The sequence below is a fragment of the Streptomyces roseoverticillatus genome, assembly GCF_000719265.1.
GTDB classification, from domain to species: domain Bacteria; phylum Actinomycetota; class Actinomycetes; order Streptomycetales; family Streptomycetaceae; genus Streptomyces; species Streptomyces roseoverticillatus.
This window is the reverse complement of sequence record NZ_JOFL01000029.1, coordinates 15,522-34,065: the sequence shown is the minus strand read 5'-3', so window position 1 is coordinate 34,065 and position 18,544 is coordinate 15,522. Positions and strand designations below refer to the sequence as shown.

At 73.6% G+C, this 18,544-nt stretch carries 12 protein-coding genes; 2 read left to right on the top strand and 10 right to left on the bottom strand.

What is annotated here, in order from left to right:
* Positions 1-255: 255 nt before the first annotated feature.
* From IF61_RS0127665 to manB, 6 genes are all read right to left on the bottom strand, one after another.
* Entirely contained in the window at positions 256-1,401 is a 1,146-nt protein-coding gene (locus tag IF61_RS0127665; RefSeq protein WP_030369261.1) for a glycosyltransferase, read from the bottom strand.
* On the bottom strand, positions 1,398-4,247 hold the full coding sequence (locus tag IF61_RS0127660; RefSeq protein ID WP_030369260.1) for a bifunctional glycosyltransferase/CDP-glycerol:glycerophosphate glycerophosphotransferase: 2,850 nt from the start codon (positions 4,245-4,247) through the stop codon (positions 1,398-1,400). Before IF61_RS0127660 ends, IF61_RS0127665 begins: the two co-directional genes overlap by 4 nt.
* 2 nt (positions 4,248-4,249) lie before the next feature.
* The gene (locus tag IF61_RS0127655; RefSeq protein WP_052393111.1) at positions 4,250-5,521 is read right to left on the bottom strand and encodes a glycosyltransferase family 87 protein; all 1,272 of its coding nucleotides are present in this window, start codon (positions 5,519-5,521) and stop codon (positions 4,250-4,252) included.
* A complete protein-coding gene (locus tag IF61_RS0127650; protein ID WP_107043150.1) occupies positions 5,518-6,930 on the bottom strand; it encodes a hypothetical protein in 1,413 nt (470 codons plus the stop codon). Before IF61_RS0127650 ends, IF61_RS0127655 begins: the two co-directional genes overlap by 4 nt.
* Before the next feature lie 100 nt (positions 6,931-7,030).
* Positions 7,031-7,840 carry a polyprenol monophosphomannose synthase gene (locus IF61_RS0127645; RefSeq protein ID WP_043191032.1) on the bottom strand — a complete coding sequence of 270 codons (810 nt, stop codon included), beginning with the start codon at positions 7,838-7,840 and terminating at the stop codon, positions 7,031-7,033.
* A 91-nt stretch (positions 7,841-7,931) separates the two neighbouring features.
* On the bottom strand, positions 7,932-9,011 hold the full coding sequence (gene manB / locus IF61_RS0127640) for a mannose-1-phosphate guanylyltransferase (RefSeq protein ID WP_030369256.1): 1,080 nt from the start codon (positions 9,009-9,011) through the stop codon (positions 7,932-7,934).
* A 147-nt stretch (positions 9,012-9,158) separates the two neighbouring features.
* Between manB and IF61_RS0127635 the strand changes: the two genes are divergently transcribed.
* Entirely contained in the window at positions 9,159-9,755 is a 597-nt protein-coding gene (locus IF61_RS0127635; RefSeq protein ID WP_030369255.1) for a GtrA family protein, read from the top strand.
* On the opposite strand, the gene IF61_RS36650 is transcribed toward IF61_RS0127635, so the two are convergent.
* From IF61_RS36650 to IF61_RS0127615, 4 genes are all read right to left on the bottom strand, one after another.
* Positions 9,683-10,954, bottom strand: coding sequence for a DUF2079 domain-containing protein (locus tag IF61_RS36650; protein ID WP_052393110.1), 1,272 nt, complete (start codon positions 10,952-10,954; stop codon positions 9,683-9,685). The genes IF61_RS0127635 and IF61_RS36650 overlap by 73 nt on opposite strands.
* A gap of 130 nt (positions 10,955-11,084) precedes the next feature.
* Positions 11,085-16,073: an NAD-glutamate dehydrogenase gene (locus IF61_RS0127625; RefSeq protein ID WP_030369253.1), complete on the bottom strand. Its 4,989-nt coding sequence runs from the start codon at positions 16,071-16,073 to the stop codon at positions 11,085-11,087.
* A 347-nt stretch (positions 16,074-16,420) separates the two neighbouring features.
* The gene (locus tag IF61_RS0127620) at positions 16,421-17,092 is read right to left on the bottom strand and encodes an HAD family hydrolase (protein WP_030369252.1); all 672 of its coding nucleotides are present in this window, start codon (positions 17,090-17,092) and stop codon (positions 16,421-16,423) included.
* Between the two features lie 64 nt (positions 17,093-17,156).
* Entirely contained in the window at positions 17,157-17,663 is a 507-nt protein-coding gene (locus IF61_RS0127615; RefSeq protein WP_030369251.1) for a DUF6912 family protein, read from the bottom strand.
* Positions 17,664-17,962: 299 nt separating this feature from the next.
* Here IF61_RS0127615 and IF61_RS36395 point away from each other — a divergent pair, with 299 nt between their 5' ends.
* Positions 17,963-18,466 (top strand): Rv3235 family protein, encoded by a 504-nt coding sequence (locus IF61_RS36395; RefSeq protein ID WP_043191028.1) that lies wholly within the window; start codon positions 17,963-17,965, stop codon positions 18,464-18,466.
* Positions 18,467-18,544: the final 78 nt, after the last annotated feature.

The following is an 18,544-nucleotide window of genomic DNA, read 5'->3' as shown; positions in this document are numbered from 1 at the left end:
ACACACGACCCGCAGCCGCCGGACCACGCTCCCTGCAGAGCCCCGGACGCCCCGTCAAAGGCGCGAGGAACTGCGCGCTCAGCCGCACACGGCCCGCAGCCGCCCGACCGCATGCGCGGCAGACCGCTCGGCGCCCCGACAGGGGCGCGGGGAACTGCGCGCTCAGCCACGGACAACCCGCAGCCGCACTCCATGCTCACGCTCCCCCTCCTCATCTCGCTTCGCCGAGCCGCAGGCGCAGCCGCAGCCGCCCCGTCAGCGATCGATCTCCTCGAACAGCGCCTCCCACCGATCCAGCACCGCAGGCAACCGCAACGGCGCAACATGCTCCCGCGCAGCGGCCCCGTACCGCTCACGGAGCGCCCCGTCCTCCATGAGCTCACCGAGCGCCGCGGCAAAGGCCCCGACCTCGCCGGGAGGCACGAGCGTGCCTGTCCGTCCGTGGCGGACAAGCTCGCGCACGCCGCCCGACAGGTCGAAGCTCACACAAGGCACCCCGGCCGCGGACGCCTCGGCGAGAGCCATGGGGCGGCCCTCGCGCTCGCTGGTGAGGGCGACGACGGACAGTTCGGCGTAGGCCGCGGCCATGTCCCGCACGCTGCCGCGGAAGCGGACGCGGCCGGCGACGCCCAGCCGCTCGGCCCGGGCGCGCAGCTCCGGCTCCAGCGGTCCGTCGCCGAAGAGGTGCAGCTCCCACCCGGGCCGCCCGGCCCCCGCTTCGGCGAAGGCGTCGAGCAGCCGGTCGAGGCGTTTGACGGCTTCCAGCCGGCCGACCGCACCGACGCGCCGGGTGTCCAGGGCGGCGGCCTGCTCCGCGGGAGCGAAGGGCAGCGGGTTGGGCAGGACGCCCGCGTTGGGCAGGCGCCGCCGCCGGAACTCGGCGGCGTCCGGCTCGCTGAGGAACAGCGCCTTCTCCAAAGCCGGGTAGTGACGCAGGATCAGCTGGAGGTTCTCGGAGGTGCGCGCCTGGTGGAAGGACTCGTGGTACTGCCCGATGCCCCGCAGGTGGGACCGCTCGACGGGCTCCAGCCAAGCCGCCGCCCAGGGCGAGCCGATGACGATCAGGCCGTCGCGGACGGCCCCGAACCGGCGGGCCAGCCGCTGCCGGGCCCGCTCCCGCTCCTGCCGCTCGGCGCGCACCGACCTCAGCCGCGCGGGGCTCAGCCGCTCGGCGAAGGAGGCGGCCCGCCAGGCGGGCGGGGCGGGGGTGCGGTAGAGGGTGAGGTGCCGGTAGACGGGGGCGGCGAGGTAGGTGTGGGGCTCGGGGCTGGGGCGGATGCCGATGAGCTCGACGCGGTGGCCGCGCTCCGCGAAGCCCTGGGCGAGGGTGTGCAGGACGCGCTGCGAGCCGCCCATGGAGTCGACGTCGATCCCGACGAGGAAGAGGTTGCGCCGCTTCACCGTGGACCGCCTTCCGCACCGGCCCGGCCGGCGGCGCCGCCGAAGAAGAGGTCCACCACGGCCTCGCTCGACCGCCCCGTCTCGTAGGGGTTGAAGCGCTCCCGGAAGCGAGCGTAGGCCCCGGCCCACTCCTCCTGGACGGCCTTCAGGTCGCGCAGGGCGGCGATCAGCTCGCCGGTCGTGGTGAGCATCGGGCCGGGGGCGATGTCGGTCAGGTCGTAGTACGTGCCGCGGGCGGTGGCGCGGTAGTGCTCGTAGTCGTCGGTGAAGAACAGGATGGGCCGGCCGAGGTTGGCGTAGTCGAACATCAGGGACGAGTAGTCCGTGAGGAGGGCGTCGGAGGCGAGCAGCAGGTCGTTGAGGTCGGGGAACTCCCGGCCGTCGCGGACCGCGTGGCCGAGCTCGCGGGGGACGGTGTACCGCTCGTAGTAGTGCGGGCGGACGACGATCGTCCAGTCCTCGCCGAGGAAGCGGACGAGCTCGGCGAGGTCGGCGCGGACGGAGTCGCCGCTGCCGCGCGCCCCGTCGCGGAACGTGGGGGCGTACAGCAGGACGCGGCGGCCGTCGGGGATCTGCAGGCGCTCGCGGGTGGCGGCTGCGCGCTCGCGGCGGGCGGGGTCGTCCCGGCGGACGAGGTCGTCGTTGCGGGGCAGGCCGGTGCGCAGGAGCTCGCCCTCGTACGCGTTGGCGCGGACGAAGGTGCGCTCGAACTCCTCGCTGGGGGCGATGAGGGCGTCCCAGCGGGCGATCGTCTCGCGGTGCCGCTGCTGCCGCTCGGCGCCCGCCAGCCGCAGCTCGGGCACGTCGAAGCCCATGTGCTTGAACGCCTGGCCGTGCCAGGTCTGCAGATAACGGGTGGCGGGCCGCTTCCCGTAGAGCGTGGGGAAGCCGTGGGAGTCGACCCAGTAGCGGGCGCGGGCGAGGGCGTGGACGTACTCCCAGCTGCCGCGGCGCACGAGCGGCACCCCTTCGGGGTAGGAGGAGCGGTTGCCGGCGTACGACCAGACGGCGCGCAGCGGCAGGCCGCGCCGCTGCAGCTCCTCGTGGATGGCGCGGGGGCTGTCGGCGTAGCCGCGGCCTTCCAGGGCCTCGAAGACGACGAGGCCGTCGTCCACGGGCAGCTTCTGCAGTTCGTGGTAGGTGAGGGCCTTGAGGCGGGGGCCGGTGACGCGGCGGGTGAGCCGCTGGAGGCCGCGGCGGACGGGCTCGGCCCGCCCGGCGGCGGCTTCGGCGCGGCCGAGGGCGCCGGCGCGTTCCCAGGACAGCTCCAGCCGGCCGGCGCCGTGTCCTTCGCAGGCCAGGCGCACGGTGTGGGCGGCGAGGGGTCCGCGCTGGGGGATCCTCGCCCGCAGCGAGGTGAGGGCGGCGGGGGCCAGGAGCGGGTCGGAGCGGGTCAGGCCGAGGCGTTCGAGGACGACGACGGGGTGGCGGCGCCCGCGGAAGCCCCTGGGGCCGAGGGGGATGCGGCGGGGGTCGAGGACGGCCTCGGCGGTGCGGCGGGCGGGGCGTCCGTCCTCGCCGGGCGCGGCCGGCTCGTAGGCGAAGGGCACGGCGAGCGGCTCTCCGGTGGTGGCGATGCGCAGCTCGGCCGTGACCGGGCCCGGTGCGGTGAGCAGGAGGGCGGGGTCGTAGGTGTGCAGCCGGATCCGCAGCAGGGGGCCGTCGGCGGCGATGTCCGCCACTTCGTGGCGCAGGGGGCCGGCGGCGAAGGGCTGGTCGTCCAGGCGCCAGGAGGTGATGTCGAGTCCGGCGGCCTCCTCGGCGTCGCGCGGCAGGGCGGGGCCCCAGTACGTGCGGCCGGCCTCGCGGACGACGTGGCGGGGGGCGAGCCGGGGTCGGTCGAGTGTGCGGGCGCACTCGGCGGCCTCCTCGTGCCGCCCGGCGCACAGCAGGAACTGGCAGATCTGCTGTTCGCGGGGCATGGCGGCGAGCGCCTCGGGGGCGATCTCCGCGAGGTAGGGGGTGACGGCGGCGGCGAAGCCGGCGATCCACTCGGGGTCGCGGAAGGGCAGGTCGCCGAGGTAGAGGCGGAAGTCGTGGCGGAGGAACTTCTCGTCCTTGGCGGGCCGCAGGGCGGCGTTGCCGGACTCCTCCAGGAAGGCGTCGATGAGCCGGGCGGCCTTGATGCGGTCGACGGCGTTGCGCAGCTTGTGGCGGCTGGAGGAGATGGAGAGGGTGGCGGGGTCGGCGGCGAGGCGCCAGGTGTAGACGGGCCAGGGGACGACGGCGAAGGTGCGGGCGAGGGTGAGGGCGCGGGCGGTGAAGAGCTGGTCCTCGTAGTGCATGTCCTCGGGGAAGCGGAGGGCGTGGCGGGCGAGGAAGTCCGCGCGGTAGAGCTTGTTGGTGGAGAGGTGGTCGAGGAAGAACTCGGGGGCGGAGCGGATGCCGTGGACGACGCGGACGTCCTCGAACAGCTCCGGGTACCACAGGCCGGTGGTGCCGGACTCCTCGAAGAGCCGGGTGACCTCGCCGGTGACGAGGTCGGCGCCGGTCTCCTCGGCGGTGAGGAGCAGGGACTTGCAGGCGTGGTAGGGCAGTTCGTCGTCGCTGTCGAGGAACATGAGGCGGGGGGCGCGGGCAGCGTCGATGCCGGCGTTGCGCGGGGCGCCGCAGCCGCCGCTGTTGACGGGCAGCCGGATGAGCCGGACCCGCGGGTCGGTGGTGGTCAGCCGCTCGGCGGCGGCGAAGGTGCCGTCCGTCGAGCAGTCGTCGACGATGATCACTTCGAGGTTGCGCAGGGACTGGGCGAGGACCGACCGCACGGCACGCGGCAGGCGTTCGGCGTCGTTGTGGACGATCACGACGACACTGACATCAGGGCCGGGGGCGGGATGTGCGGCGGTCACGGTCACCTCGTCTCGGTGCGGTCCGGCGCATCGCGGGCACGGTCGGGCGGCCCGCCATCCGCACGGACGGATTCGCGATTACCCAAAGCGTAGGCGCGGGCACTGACAGTCACCTCCCGCGAGGGGGCCGAGCGGGTGCGCCAGGCGTGCAGGGCGAGGGCCGCGGTCACCCCGGCGATCAGGACGACATCGCGGAAGGCATGCCTCCGGGCCGTGTCCAGGTACGGCCAGGACACCCCGGCGGCCTCGGGGAGCAAGGGCAGCCACAGCCACACCGAGCGTGCCGCCGCGGCGCGCACCACCAGCGACGCGGCGAGCGAGGGGAGGACGACGAGCATGTAGTGCTGGAACGAGGGGCGCGAGACCAGGAACGCCGCGAGCATCAGCAGCGACGCGCACTCCACCAGCCGCAGGGCCGGATCGCCGCCGGCCCGCCACCGGCACCGCGCGCACAGCAGCACCGCCACCGCCGCGCCGGCCGCGAGGGCGAGCGCGAGCGGCTCCGGCACCCCGAGGCGTGGCAGCACCGACGGCCAGGCGGCGTCGAACGGACGGGCGTACGCGTCCTGGCCCCGCATCAGGAACGGCAGCGTCCGGGTGAAGAACAGCCCGGGGCGGGGCATCGCGAGCGCCGACGCCAGGGACACCGCGGCGGGGACGCCCACGGCCCAGGCCAGCGCCCGCCACCGCCGGGCCAGCACGAACAGCAGCAGCAGCGGCACGAGCATCGGCTTCAGCGCCAGCGCCGCGCCCACCACTCCCCCGGCCGCGCACCAGCGCCCGTCGCGCGCGAGCAGGAGGGCGGCGGGGAAGGCGACGGCCGACAGGACCGTCCAGTTGCCGAGGTAGACGACGCCGTGGAAGGGCTCGAAGACGCCGAGCGCGGCGGTGACGCCCGCCGCGAGCCTGCTGTCGGGCCGCACCCCGAAGACCCGCAGGGCGAGCACCACCCCGGCGAGGACGAACAGCGCGGCGGCCACGGGTACCGCCGTGGCCAGTACGTCCCCGGCGACCAGCGTCTGCGGGAGCGCCGCGAACACGGCGCCCGGCAGGTAGAGGAAGCGCTTGTCCGCGTACGGCGAGCCCCCGTCGAGCAGGGCATGCGCCGCCCGCACCACCACGGCGTTGTCTATCCCCGGCGTCCGGGGGCCCCGCACCACGCGCACGACGTCCAGCGCGAGGACCAGCAGCGCGGCGAGCAGCACCGGCCACGGCGCCCGCCCGCGCAGCCAGCGACCGAAGAGGTCGGCGCCCCCGCCCGGCCCGGCGCTCACGGAGCAACCTCCGAGAGGGTGAACCCGGCCGGGCCGCGGACGGTCCGGCGCACGGCGGGATCGTCCCGGTCCAGGCCCGGGCCGCCGTTCTGCTGCAGCACCCAGCGCACGCGGTACTCCTTGAGGATGCCGAGCCGCTCGGCCCGGGAGGTGTCCCGGGCGAAGAAGCGGCGGGTCTCGGCGCGGCGGCGGGCCGCGTCGGAGAGGAAGACGTCGGGATAGGCGGGGGCGACGGTGTACGGCCCGTACGCGGGGAGCATGCGCAGCGCGTAGTAGTTGTCGGTCATCACCGTCTGCCCGGCGGGCACTTCGCGCGCCGCCCAGGTGAACCGTGGCCAGAGCGCGACGGTGTGGATGTGGCGCAGGACGGGCGGGACGGCCTGGGGCCGCAGGACGTAGCCGAGCACCCCGGCCTGCGTCCAGGCTCCGGCCAGGAGGGCGACGGCGGTCAGCGGGGCGAGGGCCGCCCGCGCCCGGCGCCCGCCGCCCGCCGTCTCCAGGGCGAGCGCGAGCTGGGCCGGGACGAGGACGGCGGGCAGGATCCTGCCCCACGCCTGATGCCCGCTCAGCCCTCCGGCGGCGAAGACGGCGAGCCCCAGCACGAAGAAGATCACCAGTGGGTCGCGGCGGTCGCGCCGCGCGCGCAGCACCAGGGCGGCCGCGCCGAGCGCGGTCAGGCAGAACTTCGTCGCGAGGTGGTCGTAGAGCGGCCGGTGGATGTCGTCCAGGCCGCTGCCCGTGCCGAGCAGGGAGTAGAACGCGTAGTACGGCCAGCAGGCGGGCACGGCCGCGGCCAGGGCGCCCGCCGCGGCCACCCGCAGCCGCACCGCGCGCGCCGGCCACGGCCGGGCGCCCAGGAGCATCGCGGCGCAGCCCAGCGCGGCGACGGCGCCGGTGAACTGATGGACGAGCAGGATCCCGGCGAGCAGCAGCCCGAGCCCCAGGAAGGCCGCGGTCCCCCGGCCGGCGGCCAGGGCGCGCCGCAGCAGCGCCCACAGATGGAAGGCCAGTCCGAAGGCGAACGTGCTCGGGTAGGCGAGAGTGAGGGACATCGACGTGAGGCCCAGGACGCCGCTCCACGCGAAAAGCCTCACTCCGTACAGCAGGAGCAGGCAGAGCACCGCCAGCGACACCGCCGCCCTGCTGCGGGTGAACGTCCGGACGAAGGCGTGGACGCCCGTGCCGAGCAGCACGAGGGCGGCGAGCGCGCCCAGGCGCAGCACGGTGAAGGTCCCCCAGCCGGTCGCCGATCCGGTGAGCGCGAGCAGGACCGCCCAGGGCGAGTAGTACGGGCTCGGGGTGGCGGCGTCGACCAGGGGGTTGCCGGGGTGGAGCAGATCGGCGCGCAGCCGTTCGAGGACGGCCGCGTGCATCCCGAGGTCCCCGGCCCAGGGCAGCCGTACGGTCATGAGCAGCAGGAGGACGGCCGTCAGCAGGACGCAGGCCGGGACGGGCCGGTGGAGGCCCGCCGGGCGGCCTTGCGGGGCGGCCCCGGGCGGGGCCGCCGGTTCAGCGGGCGCGGCGACCGGCAGCACGGGCCGGCCTCGTGCGCAGCCGCCACGGCATGACCACCGATTCGAGCTGGACGGCCAGGTTCATCTTCGACTCCCCGGCGGTGCGGTCCTCGAAGTGGATCGGCACCTCCATGACGGTGTACCCGGCCTTCAGCGCCCGGTACTTCATCTCCACCTGGAAGCTGTAGCCGGCGCTGTCGACGGTCTCCAGATCGATGGCGTTGATGGCGGCGGCGGACCACAGGTTGAAGCCGCCGGTGATGTCCCGGACGCGGGTGCCCAGGACGGTGCTGGCGTAGGCGTTGGCCCAGCGGGAGAGCAGCTTGCGGTGGACTTTCCAGGCGTCCGAGAGGGAGCCGCCGGGCACGTACCGGCTGCCGACGACGACGTCCGCGCCGGTCGCGAGGGCGACCCCGAGCAGTTCGGGGACCTTCTCCGCGGGATGGCTGCCGTCGGCGTCCATCTGCACGACGTAGGCGGCGCCCTCGGAGACGGCCCGGGCCATGCCCGCGGCGTAGGCACGGCCGAGGCCGTCCTTGGTGGTGCGGTGCAGGACGCCCATGCGGGTGCGTCCGGGCTCGTTGTACTTCTCGGCCAGTTGTTCGGCGATCGCGCCGGTGCCGTCGGGGCTGTTGTCGTCGACGACCAGCAGCCGCAGGCCCTCCAGGGGCAGGGCCATGAGCGCCTCGGCCATGGTGGCGAGGTTCGCCGCCTCGTTGTACGTGGGCATGACGACGGTCGTCGCGGTGCGGCCCCACTCCGCGGGCAGCGGGGGCGCCGGGGCGGGGGTACGGGGTGCGCTCATGGGCTGGTCCTCGGGTTCGTCGGGTGGCGGGGAAGACGCCAGGGACATCAGGCGGGAGGAACATCAAGCGGGAGAGGCGGAAAGGGGAGCGTCAGGCGGCGGAGAAGCGGATGGCCGCGTCGGGAATGACCGTGCCGCACCAGATGCGGGCGCCGTCGCGCAGTTCGTTGTCGGCGCCGACCTCCGCGTGGTCGCCGATCACCACGCCGTCGAGGGCGGTGCGCGGGCCGACCCGGGCGCCCTGGCCGATCATGCTCGCGCGGATCCGGGCGCCGGCCTCGATGCGGGCGCCGTCCAGGACGACGGACCCGTCGACCTCGGCGCCCGCCGCGACGTACGCGCCGGCGCCGACGACCGTGCCGCCGGACAGCCGGGCACCGGGCGCGGCGTGGGCGCCGGGCAGCAGCAGGTGCTCACCCGGCTCCCCGGGGACGGCGGGCGAGCGGACGACGCCCCGGACGAGGTCGGCCGACGCCTGCACGAAGGAGGCGGGGCGGCCGAGATCGAGCCAGTACGAGGCGTCGACCACGCCGTGCAGCAGCGCGCCGGAGGCCAGCAGGCCGGGGAAGGTCTCGCGTTCGACGGAGACCTGGCGGCCGGTGGGGATGGTGTCGATGACGTCGCGCCGGAAGACGTAGGCGCCCGCGTTGATCTGGTCGGTGACGATCTCCTCGGGGCGGCCGGGCTTCTCGGTGAAGGCCAGGACGCGCCCGTCGGCGTCCGTGGGGACGAGCCCGAAGGCCCTCGGGTCGGCCACCCTGGTCAGGTGCAGGGTGACGTCGGCCCGCGCCCGTTCGTGGCGGTGCAGCAGGCCTCTGATGTCGAGTCCGGTGAGGATGTCGCCGTTGAAGACGAGGACGGGGCCGGCCGGGCCGGTGGTGAGGGCGTCCGCCGCGCTGCGGATGGCGCCGCCGGTGCCGAGCGGCTCCTTCTCGGTGACGTAGGTCAGGCGCAGGCCGTGGGCGGAGCCGTCGCCGAAGTAGGGCTCGAAGACCTCGGCGAGGTAGGAGGTGGCCAGGACGACGTGGCGGACGCCGGCGGCCCGGGCGCGGGCGAGCTGATGGGCGATGAAGGGCACGCCGGCGGCCGGGACCATCGGCTTCGGCGTGTTGAGGGTGAGCGGCCGGAGCCGGGTCCCCTTGCCGCCGACGAGCAGTACCGCCTCTGTCATGCCACTGTCCTCGCCGTCGTCATCGCACTGTGTCAGTTTTTGCGGCAATTTACACTACAATCAGTCCTCTGCGACAAATGTCTGCTTTGCGTGGCGGCCATACCGGGACGACCGTAATGGGAGAGGCCCTTGCGACCCCTGCGATCCTTGCGACCAGCGGCGGTACCGGGGCTCGCGGCCCTCGGCCGGGAGTTCGCCAAGTTCGGCACCGTGGGCGGCCTCGGCATCGTCGTCAACCTCGCGGTCTTCAACCTCTGCCGCACGGTCACCGGGCTGCCCGTCGTGCGCTGCAGCGTGATCGCCACCGTGGTCGCCATCGCCTTCAACTACCTGGGGCTGCGCCACTTCGCCTACCGCGACCGCGACAGGAGCCGGCGCAGCCGCCAGGTCGCCCTCTTCGCCGCGTTCAGCGCCGTCGGGCTGGTCATCGAGAACGGGGTGCTCTACGCGGCCACGTACACCTTCGGCTGGAACACCCCGTTCCAGAACAACCTCTTCAAGTTCCTGGGCATCGGCGCCGCCACGCTCTTCCGCTTCTGGTCCTACCGGGCGTGGGTGTTCAGGGCGCTGCTCCCGGCCGGCACCGGCCACGCAGGCGGCACCGGCACCACGGGCGACACAGGCCACACGGGCGACACAGGCTCCACGGACGACACCGGCGGCCCCACGGATCACGGCGAGCCCTCGAACAGCACGAGCAACCCCGCCGCGTACCACCCCGAGACCACCGCACCTCCACCGTAGAGACACACCCGCACCCCAAGCGGAGCACGCGCGAGCGGCCTCGCCGCCAACAGCAGCAGAACCGGCAGGAACGGCAGCATGAAGCGTGGCTTGGACAGCGGCGAACCAGGCGTTCCCACTATCAGCACCCACGCCAGCGCGACCGTCGCCACCAGCGGCCACGGCACCCGCCGGTCCCTGGCCAGCGCCCACACCCCGACCGCGCCCAGCACCAGCACCGCGATCACCGCGGCGGTCCGCAGGTCGGCCACCCGCCCGGCGTGCCGGTACAGCAGCATGTCCTTCAGCACGTGCGCCGTCCCCGCACCGAAGTCGAACGACTGCCCCCAGGCGCGCTCGGCCTCGAACCAGCCGTCGACGCGCCCCACCTTGCTCCCCAGGAACAGCCAGCTCGCGACTATCCCCAGCGGGGCCGTCAGCAGGGCCACCCAGGCGCGCCAGGCGCGCCGGGAGCCCCGCTGCTGCACCAGCTCCCACCCGGCCGCCAGCCCCACCGTGCCCACCACCACCGACGCGGACGGCCGCACCGCCCCCGCCAGGGCGCACAGCGCCGCCGCGGGCAGCCAGCGGCGCTCCAGCACGGCCGACAGCGTCCAGATCAGCGCCGCGCTGAAGACGGCCTCCGAGTAGGGCACCCACAGCGCGAACGCGTACGGCGAGCACGCCCACAGCGCCACGCACGCGTACCCGGCGCCCGGCCGCCCGCCGACCGCCCGCACCAGCCGGAACACCCCCGCCGCCGCCACGGACGCCGCCGTCCACGACACCACCACCCCGGCCCAGACCACGGGCAGCCCCGTCACCAGGCGCACCGCCCGGATCAGCGCGGGCACCAGCGGGAAGAACGCCAGCCTGCTGAACTTGGGCTCGCCGTCCGGGCCGTACGGGATCTCCCCGGGATAGCCGTGCTGCGCGATGTGCAGGTAGTGGCCGCTGTCCCAGCGGCGCAGCACCGCCTCCGGCGCCCGCCCGAAGTGCCGGCTGACCAGCAGCATGACCGTGAAGCCGACGGCCGCCACCACCAGGTAGAGGGCCACCGCCCGGGCGGCCTGGTACCGGGCGTACGCCGGTGGGCCCGGCCGGTCGGGGGCCTTGGCGGCGGGCCTCCCGGCGACGGCCGGAGCGGAGGCGGAAAGGGCTGCTGAGGAGGGGGACGCGGGGCCCGAGGGGCCGGACGTCAACCGGGAAACGGCCTTCATCCGTCCCTCATAGCACGCCAAAAGGACGGCCCCGGGGGATTTGTCCCCGGGGCCGTCCCTTGTTCACTCCGGCGTCAGCGGTGCGTCATTTCCCCCGCTGATTTCCCACCGGCGCAGTACCCGCGCGCCGTCAGGAGTGCGTCCGCAGCAGCGTGCGCATCGTCCGCATGGCGACCGACAGGTTCGCCAGGTCGAAGGCGTCCGACCCGCGGATCTCGTCGAGCGTGGTGCGCGCCCGGCCGAGGATCGCCGCGTTCTTCTCCTCCCAGGAGGCGAAGCGCTGCTCCGGCGTCGAGGAGCCGTTGCCCACCGAGAGGATGTCCGCGGTGAGCGCGGCGTGCGCCGCGTAGAGGTCCTCGCGGATGGAGGCGCGGGCCATGGACTGCCAGCGGTCGGCCCGCGGCAGCTCGATGATCCGGTCCATCAGCTGGGTGATGTGCAGCCGGTCGGCGAGGTCGTAGTAGACCTCGGCCACGTCCAGCGGATCCTTGCCGGCGCGGTCGGCGACCGCGACGACGTCCAGCGCCGGGAAGACGGAGGAGAAGCCCGCCACGCGCACGGCCAGCTCGTCCGGCACCCCGGCCGCCACCAGCTCGTCGTGGATGGACTGCCACCACTCCACGTCGGCGCCCTTGAGCAGCTTGGGCAGCTCGTCCCAGACCTTGGCCACACCGTCGTGGAAGAACTCGATCGTCCCGGCCAGCTCCAGCGGCTGCGGCCGGTTGTTGAGCAGCCAGCGGGTGCCGCGCTCGACCAGGCGCCGCGAGTGCAGCCTGATCTGCGTCTGCACGTCGGCCGCGACCACGTTGTCCAGGCCCTCGACGGCGTCCCACACGGAACCCAGCTCGAAGATGGCGCGGGCGGCGGCCTGCGCCCGGACGATCTCCTCCAGCGAGGCGCCGGTCTCCTCCCGCAGACGGTGCAGGAAGGTGGAGCCGCCGCTGTTGACCGTGTCGTTGACCAGGACGGTCGTGATGATCTCCCGGCGCAGCGCGTGCCCGTCGACCTGCTCGAGGTAGCCGGTGGTCAGCGGCTGCGGGAAGTACGCGTGCAGCAGCCGCTCCAGGTACGGGTCGTCGGGCAGCCCGGTGGCGAGCAGCTCCTCGGCCGCGGTGATCTTGATGTAGGCGAGGAGGACGGCCAGCTCCGGCTGGGTCAGGCCGCGGCCCGCGGAGAGCCGCTCACGGATCTGCCGGTCGGTGGGCAGGAACTCCAGGGCCCGGTCCAGGTGACCGTCCCGGCCGAGCCGGCGCATGATCCGCTGGTGGGCGTGGAGCAGGCTGGGGGCCTGCGCCACGGCGTTGGCCAGGGCCACGTTCTGCGCGTAGTTGTTGCGCAGGACGAGCTCGCCGACCTCGTCGGTCATCTCGGCGAGGAGCTTGTTGCGCTGCTTGACGGTCATGTCGCCGTCGATGACGAGCGCGTTGAGCAGGATCTTGATGTTCACCTCGTGGTCGGAGGTGTCCACACCGGCGCTGTTGTCGATCGCGTCGGTGTTGATCCGGCCGCCGGCCGAGGCGAACTCGATCCGGCCGAGCTGGGTCAGGCCCAGGTTGCCGCCCTCGCCGACGACCTTGACGCGCAGGTCCTGGCCGTCGACGCGGATCGCGTCGTTGGCCTTGTCGCCGACGTCCGCGTGGGACTCGGTGGAGGCCTTCACGTACGTGCCGATGCCGCCGTTCCACAGCAGGTCGACCGGCGAGCGCAGGATGGCCTTCATCAGCTCGGCGGGGGTCATCTTGGTGACGCCCGCCTCGATGCCGAGGGCCGCCCGCACGTGCGCGTTGACCGGGATCGACTTGGCGCTGCGCGGGTGGATGCCGCCGCCCGCGGACAGCAGCTCCTTGTTGTAGTCGGCCCAGGACGAGCGGGGCAGCTCGAACAGGCGGCGGCGCTCGGCGTACGAGACGGCCGCGTCCGGCGTGGGGTCGAGGAAGATGTGCCGGTGGTCGAAGGCGGCGACCAGGCGGATGTGCTCGGAGAGCAGCATGCCGTTGCCGAAGACGTCACCGGACATGTCGCCGACGCCGACGACCGTGAAGTCCTCGGTCTGGGTGTTGTGGCCCAGCTCGCCGAAGTGGCGCTTGACCGACTCCCAGGCACCGCGGGCGGTGATGCCCATGCCCTTGTGGTCGTAGCCGGCCGAGCCGCCGGAGGCGAAGGCGTCGCCGAGCCAGAAGCCGTAGGACTGGGCGACCTCGTTGGCGATGTCCGAGAACGTCGCGGTGCCCTTGTCGGCGGCGACGACGAGGTAGGTGTCGTCCTCGTCGTGGCGGACGACGTCCTTCGGGGGCACGACCTCGCCGCCGACCATGTTGTCGGTGATGTCGAGGAGACCGGAGATGAACGTCTTGTACGAGGCGATGCCCTCGGCCAGCCACGCGTCACGGTCCACGGACGGGTCGGGCAGGCGCTTGCCGACGAAGCCGCCCTTGGCGCCCACCGGCACGATGACGGTGTTCTTCACCATCTGGGCCTTGACCAGGCCGAGGATCTCCGTGCGGAAGTCCTCGCGGCGGTCGGACCAGCGCAGGCCGCCTCGGGCGACCTTGCCGAAGCGCAGGTGCACGCCCTCGACGCGCGGCGAGTACACCCAGATCTCGAAGGCCGGGCGGGGCGCCGGCAGCTCGGGGATGGCCTGCGGGTCGAGCTTGACGGACAGGTACGGGCGCGGCCGGCCGTCCGCGTCGCGCTGGAAGTGGTTGGTGCGCAGCGTGGCCTTGATGACCGTGAGGAAGGCCCGCAGGATGCGGTCCTCGTCCAGGCTCGCGACCTGGTCCAGGGCGCCGTCCAGCTCCTCCATCAGGCCGTCGATGAGCTCGTTGCCGGCGCGCTGGAGCGCGGGCGACATCCGGGCCTCGAAGAGGTTGACCAGCAGGCGGGTGGTGTGGACGTTGTTGCTGAGGGTGTCCTCCATGTACGCCTGGCTGAACGGCCAGGCGGCCTGCCGCAAGTACTTGGCGTAGGCGCGGAGCACCATGGCCTGCCGCCAGTCGAGACCGGCCCGCAGCACCAGGTTGTTGAAGTTGTCGTTCTCCGCGGCGCCGGTCCACACGGCCGCGAAGGCCTCCTGGAAGCGGGCGCGGGCGTCGTCGCCCTCGATCCGCTCGGGCATGCGCAGCCCGAAGTCGTAGATCCAGGCGGTGGTGCGGTCCGAGCAGCGCAGCTCGTACGGGCGCTCGTCGACGACCTCGACGCCGAGGCGCTGGAGCACCGGCAGGACGGCGGAGAGGGAGACCGGCTCGCCCGTGCGGTAGATCTTGAAGCGGCGCTCGCCGGGGGCCGCGCCGACCGGCTCGTAGAGGCTGAGCTCGAAGTCGCGGTCGCCGCCGGCGGTGGTCAGCTTCTCCAGGTGACCGAGGTCGGCGACGGCGGCGCGGGGGTTGTGGTCGGCCTTGTAGCCCTCGGGGAAGGCCTGGCCGTAGCGGCGCAGCAGCTCGGCGGCGCGCTCCTCGCCGACCTCGGCGGTCAGCGTCTCGGCGAAGCCGTCCGCCCAGGAGCGGGCGGCCTCGACGAGGCGTGCCTCGATGCGGTCGGCGTCGGCGTCGGTGAGGTCGGGCAGGGTGGCGCCCGGTGCGACGCGGATGACGAAGTGCAGCCGGGAGAGGACCGACTCGGTGTTCCAGGCGGTGAAGTCGACGCTGGTGCCGCCGAGCTCCTCCTTGAGGATGTCGATCAGGCGCAGCCGCACGCCGGTGGTGTAGCGGTCGCGCGGGAGGTAGACCAGCGCCGAGTAGTAGCGCCCGTACTCCTCCTGGCGCAGGTACAGCCGCAGCCGGCGGCGCTCCTGCAGGTAGAGCACGCTGGTGGCGATGGAGCGCAGCTGGTCGGCGGAGATCTGGAAGAGCTCGTCGCGCGGGTAGGTCTCCAGGATCTGGAGCAGGTCGCGGCCGTCGTGGCTGTCGGGCGTGAAGCCGGCGTCGGCGAGGACCTGCTGGACCTTGCGGCGGATCACCGGCACGCGGCGCACGGACTCGGTGTACGCGGCCGAGGAGAACAGGCCGAGGAAGCGGCGCTCGCCGGTGACGTTGCCGTCGGCGTCGAACTTCTTGACGCCCACGTAGTCGAGGTAGGAGGGCCGGTGGACCGTGGCGCGGCTGTTGGCCTTGGTGAGGACCAGCCGCCTGTGCTCGCGGGCCTTGGCGCGGGCGTCGGCGGGCAGCCGGTTGAACGACGGGGACGCCGGGCGCGGGAGGTGCGAGTGCGGGCCGTGGTGGTCCTCGTCGTGGTGCGAGGGGTCGGAGCGCAGGATGCCGAGGCCGGTGCCGGGGACGGCGCTGAGCACGTCCTCCTCGCCGCCGTCGGTGGAGATCTTCGTCAGCTCGTACTCGCGGTAGCCGAGGAAGGTGAAGTGGTCGGCGGCCAGCCAGCGCAGCAGCTCGCGGGCCTCGGTGGTCTCCGAGCCGGGGACGTCCGCCGGGGCGGGCTCCTCGGGCAGGGCGTCGGCGATGCGCAGGGCGGCGTCGCGCATCTTGGACCAGTCCTCGACGGCCTCGCGGACGTCGGAGAGGACGCGCACCAGGTCGGCGGCGATCTGCTTGAGGTCGCCGCGGTCGGTCTCGCGGTCGATCTCGACGTGGATCCAGGACTCGGTGACGGCGTCGTGCGGCAGGACGGCGTCCTTGCCGGCGCCGTGGGCGTCGCAGCTGGAGCCGAGGACCTCGAGCAGGCGGCCGGTGACGTCACGCCGCACGACCATCTGCGGGTGGATCACGACGTGGATGCCGCGGCCCTGGCGGGAGAGCTCATTGGTGACCGAGTCGACCAGGAAGGGCATGTCGTCGGTGACGACCTCGACGACGGAGTGGCTGCACGTCCAGCCGTTCTCCTCGACCGTCGGGGTGTGCACCCGGACGTTGGCCGTGCCCTGCGGGCGGTTCTCGGCGAGGCGGTAGTGGGAGACGGCCGCGCCGAAGACGTCGACCGGGTCGCGACCGGCCAGGTCCTCCGGCGCGGTGTGCAGGTAGTAGCGCTGGAGGTACGCGGTCAGGGTCTCCGGGTCGAGCCCCGCCTCGCTCTTCGGCCCATTCGGTTGCTGCCCCCCGGCCGGGCTGTTCTCAGCGACGCGGGCCGCCCTCTCCAGCAGCTCTGCCTTGGCTTCGTCCAGCTTGGTCTGCATGTCCTCTGGCTCCTGTCGCGCGCCGTTGCGTGACATAGGTGGTGAAGGCATCACGTCGCGACGCGGGGTCTCCGGTCGTCTTCGACGGTATGCCGGAATGAGGGGTGACAGGGGCGTTCGTGGCCAACTTCATGGAAGGAGTGGCCATCTTCACGGGACGCGCCCCGCCCGAGCGAACAGCGGCTCCCCGGGTGCCGTGGCACTCCGGGCGCAGGACAGGGGCGCCGTCGCCCCTGCTGGATATCGCGCTGATCACCTGGTAAGGCTATCGCTCTTCCCGGGGGAGCCGTCATGAGCCGTTTGTGTACAAAACCCGGGCCCGAACTTTGACACTCTGCACAGCGCGGTCAGCCGACGAGGCGCTCCGCCTCGGCGACGGCCTCCATCAGCGTGTCCACGACGGGCACACCGGCCCCGACGAGACCCGCCCGGTCGTGTGAACCTCCGGTGTACAGCACGGCGTGCGCCCCCACGTGGGCCGCCGCCACCGCGTCGTCGAGCGCGTCGCCGATGACGACCGTGCGCACGGCGGGTATGCCCTCCAGACCGGCGAGGTGGCGCGCCATGTGCTCGGCCTTGCTGCCGCCCGAGGGGCCCGTGCGGCCGTCGACCCGGACGAACCTGCGCTCGATGCCGAAGGTGCGCACGAGCGGCAGCAGGTCCTCGTGCCCGTACATCGACATGATCGACTGGGTGCCGCCGCCGTCCTGCCAGCGCTCCAGCAGCGTCTCCGCGCCCTCCGCGAGGCCGCAGCGCAGGTGGTGATCGTGGTAGTGCCGCTGGAAGACCCGGTCCATGTGCTCCCACTCGGCGTCGGTGGGCAGCCGGCCCATCAACCGCTCGTAGAAGCGCGGGATGGGCACGCAGTACAGCTCGCGGTACTGCTCCAGGGTGATCGGCTCCAGGCCTGTCTCGGCGAAGGCGGCGTTCGTCGCCGCCATGACCGCGTCGATGTCGTGGAACAGCGTGCCGTTCCAGTCCCAGACGATATGAGCCCCACGCGCCTCGTGCTTCCCCATGCGAAAACTGTACGGGGCCCCTGTGACAAAGCCTCCGGCAAATCCCTGACCTGCAGCTTGCCGGCTACTGGAGCAGGTTGGGGATCTCCTGCACGCCGAACCACATCAGGTCGTGGTCCTCGGCCCCGTCGACGGTGAACCGCGCGTCGTCGTCGCCGCGGTCCGCGGCGCCCAGCGCGGCGGCGGCCGCCGCGACGTCCTCCTCGGCGTCGCCGGCGTCGACGTGCACGGCGGCGGCCTTCGACAGCGGCACGGCCGCGGAGAGCCGCACCTCGCCGTACGCGGCCTGGTCCGGCCCGCGCTCGGGGCCGGTGGCCACGGCGCCCTCGGGCACGTCGACGGCGACGACCACGCGGCGGCGCGGCGCCTCCGGGTCGGCGGCGAGCATGCGCAGCGACCCCTCGGCGGCGCGGCCCAGGGCCGCGTACTCCAGCTCCTCGGCGTCGTCGGAGCGGTACCACTCGCGCAGGGCGGGGGTGACGGCATAGGCGTCCAGCGGGGCCGGGCCCAGCGCTCCCGCCTTGTGCGCCTCGGCGAGACCGGGGAGGGTCAAGGGGACGTAGACGCGCATGACCGCCGCTTTCCTTCGATTCCGGGGACTTTTCGACTGCGGGATCAGCATACGGGCGAGGGTCCCCCTTCGAAGTGCAGGTGAGGCGCCTGCGGGCGGCTCTGCGGCGCCTCGCGTCACGACGCGTGCCGCCCGGCCGCCCCGCACTCCCCGCCGGTCCCCCGAATAGGTGAAACGCCGATGGGCCGGACGGCGCGGTCCGCCGTCCTTGATGGCCTTCCGGTCCCTCGATAGAAGATCACCACCGAAAGCTACTGCCCGGTAATCCACCGGGCCGGGCGGCACAGGGGGCGATCAGCATGAACAGGACCACCGGCAGCAGGACCACCGGCAGCAGGACGGCAGGCACCAGGCCCACCGGCGGCAGGACGGCCGCCCGCACGACCAGGCCCGGCGCGGGAACCGCGCCCCCGCGGCGCACCGACGCCCGGCGGCCCCACGCGGCCCCCGCCGCCGCGCGCCGCCGCGAGCGCGAGCGCCTCCCCCGCTACTGGTTCGCCGAACGGCTCCTGCTCACCCTCAGCGGCCAGCGACCCGTCCACTGGATGCTCGGCCACACCCTGGGCGCCGCGTACGACCAGCTGGCCGTCCTGGCCCCCTACGCGCCCCTGCGACCCGCCCCGCCGGGCCGCAGCCCCGCCGTCCGGCACTGCGACGAGTTCCGGCCCTCCCCCGGCGTCATCGAGGCCTTCGCCAGGATCGCGGCGGGGGACCGGCTGCTCGCCCTCGCCTTCCGCCTGGAGCACTGCACCGACCAGCGGTGGCGCTGCTCGGCCGTCGAACTCGGCGGCACCCACCGCTGACATGCGGCGAGGCGGGGCGGGACCCCCGGATCACCCGGGAGGCCCGCCCCGCCCCGCTACCCGCGAACGGGTTTACTC

Bases quoted from the DNA above. Each gene is read 5' to 3' on its own strand.
- IF61_RS0127615 (WP_030369251.1), bottom strand. From the start codon at position 17,663: ATGCGCGTCTACGTCCCCTTGACCCTCCCCGGTCTCGCCGAGGCGCAC.
- IF61_RS0127645 (WP_043191032.1), bottom strand. From the start codon at position 7,840: ATGAGCGCACCCCGTACCCCCGCCCCGGCGCCCCCGCTGCCCGCGGAG.
- IF61_RS36650 (WP_052393110.1), bottom strand. From the start codon at position 10,954: ATGAAGGCCGTTTCCCGGTTGACGTCCGGCCCCTCGGGCCCCGCGTCC.
- IF61_RS0127625 (WP_030369253.1), bottom strand. From the start codon at position 16,073: ATGCAGACCAAGCTGGACGAAGCCAAGGCAGAGCTGCTGGAGAGGGCG.
- IF61_RS0127620 (WP_030369252.1), bottom strand. From the start codon at position 17,092: ATGGGGAAGCACGAGGCGCGTGGGGCTCATATCGTCTGGGACTGGAAC.
- IF61_RS0127650 (WP_107043150.1), bottom strand. From the start codon at position 6,930: ATGACCGTACGGCTGCCCTGGGCCGGGGACCTCGGGATGCACGCGGCC.
- manB (WP_030369256.1), bottom strand. From the start codon at position 9,011: ATGACAGAGGCGGTACTGCTCGTCGGCGGCAAGGGGACCCGGCTCCGG.
- IF61_RS36395 (WP_043191028.1), top strand. From the start codon at position 17,963: ATGAACAGGACCACCGGCAGCAGGACCACCGGCAGCAGGACGGCAGGC.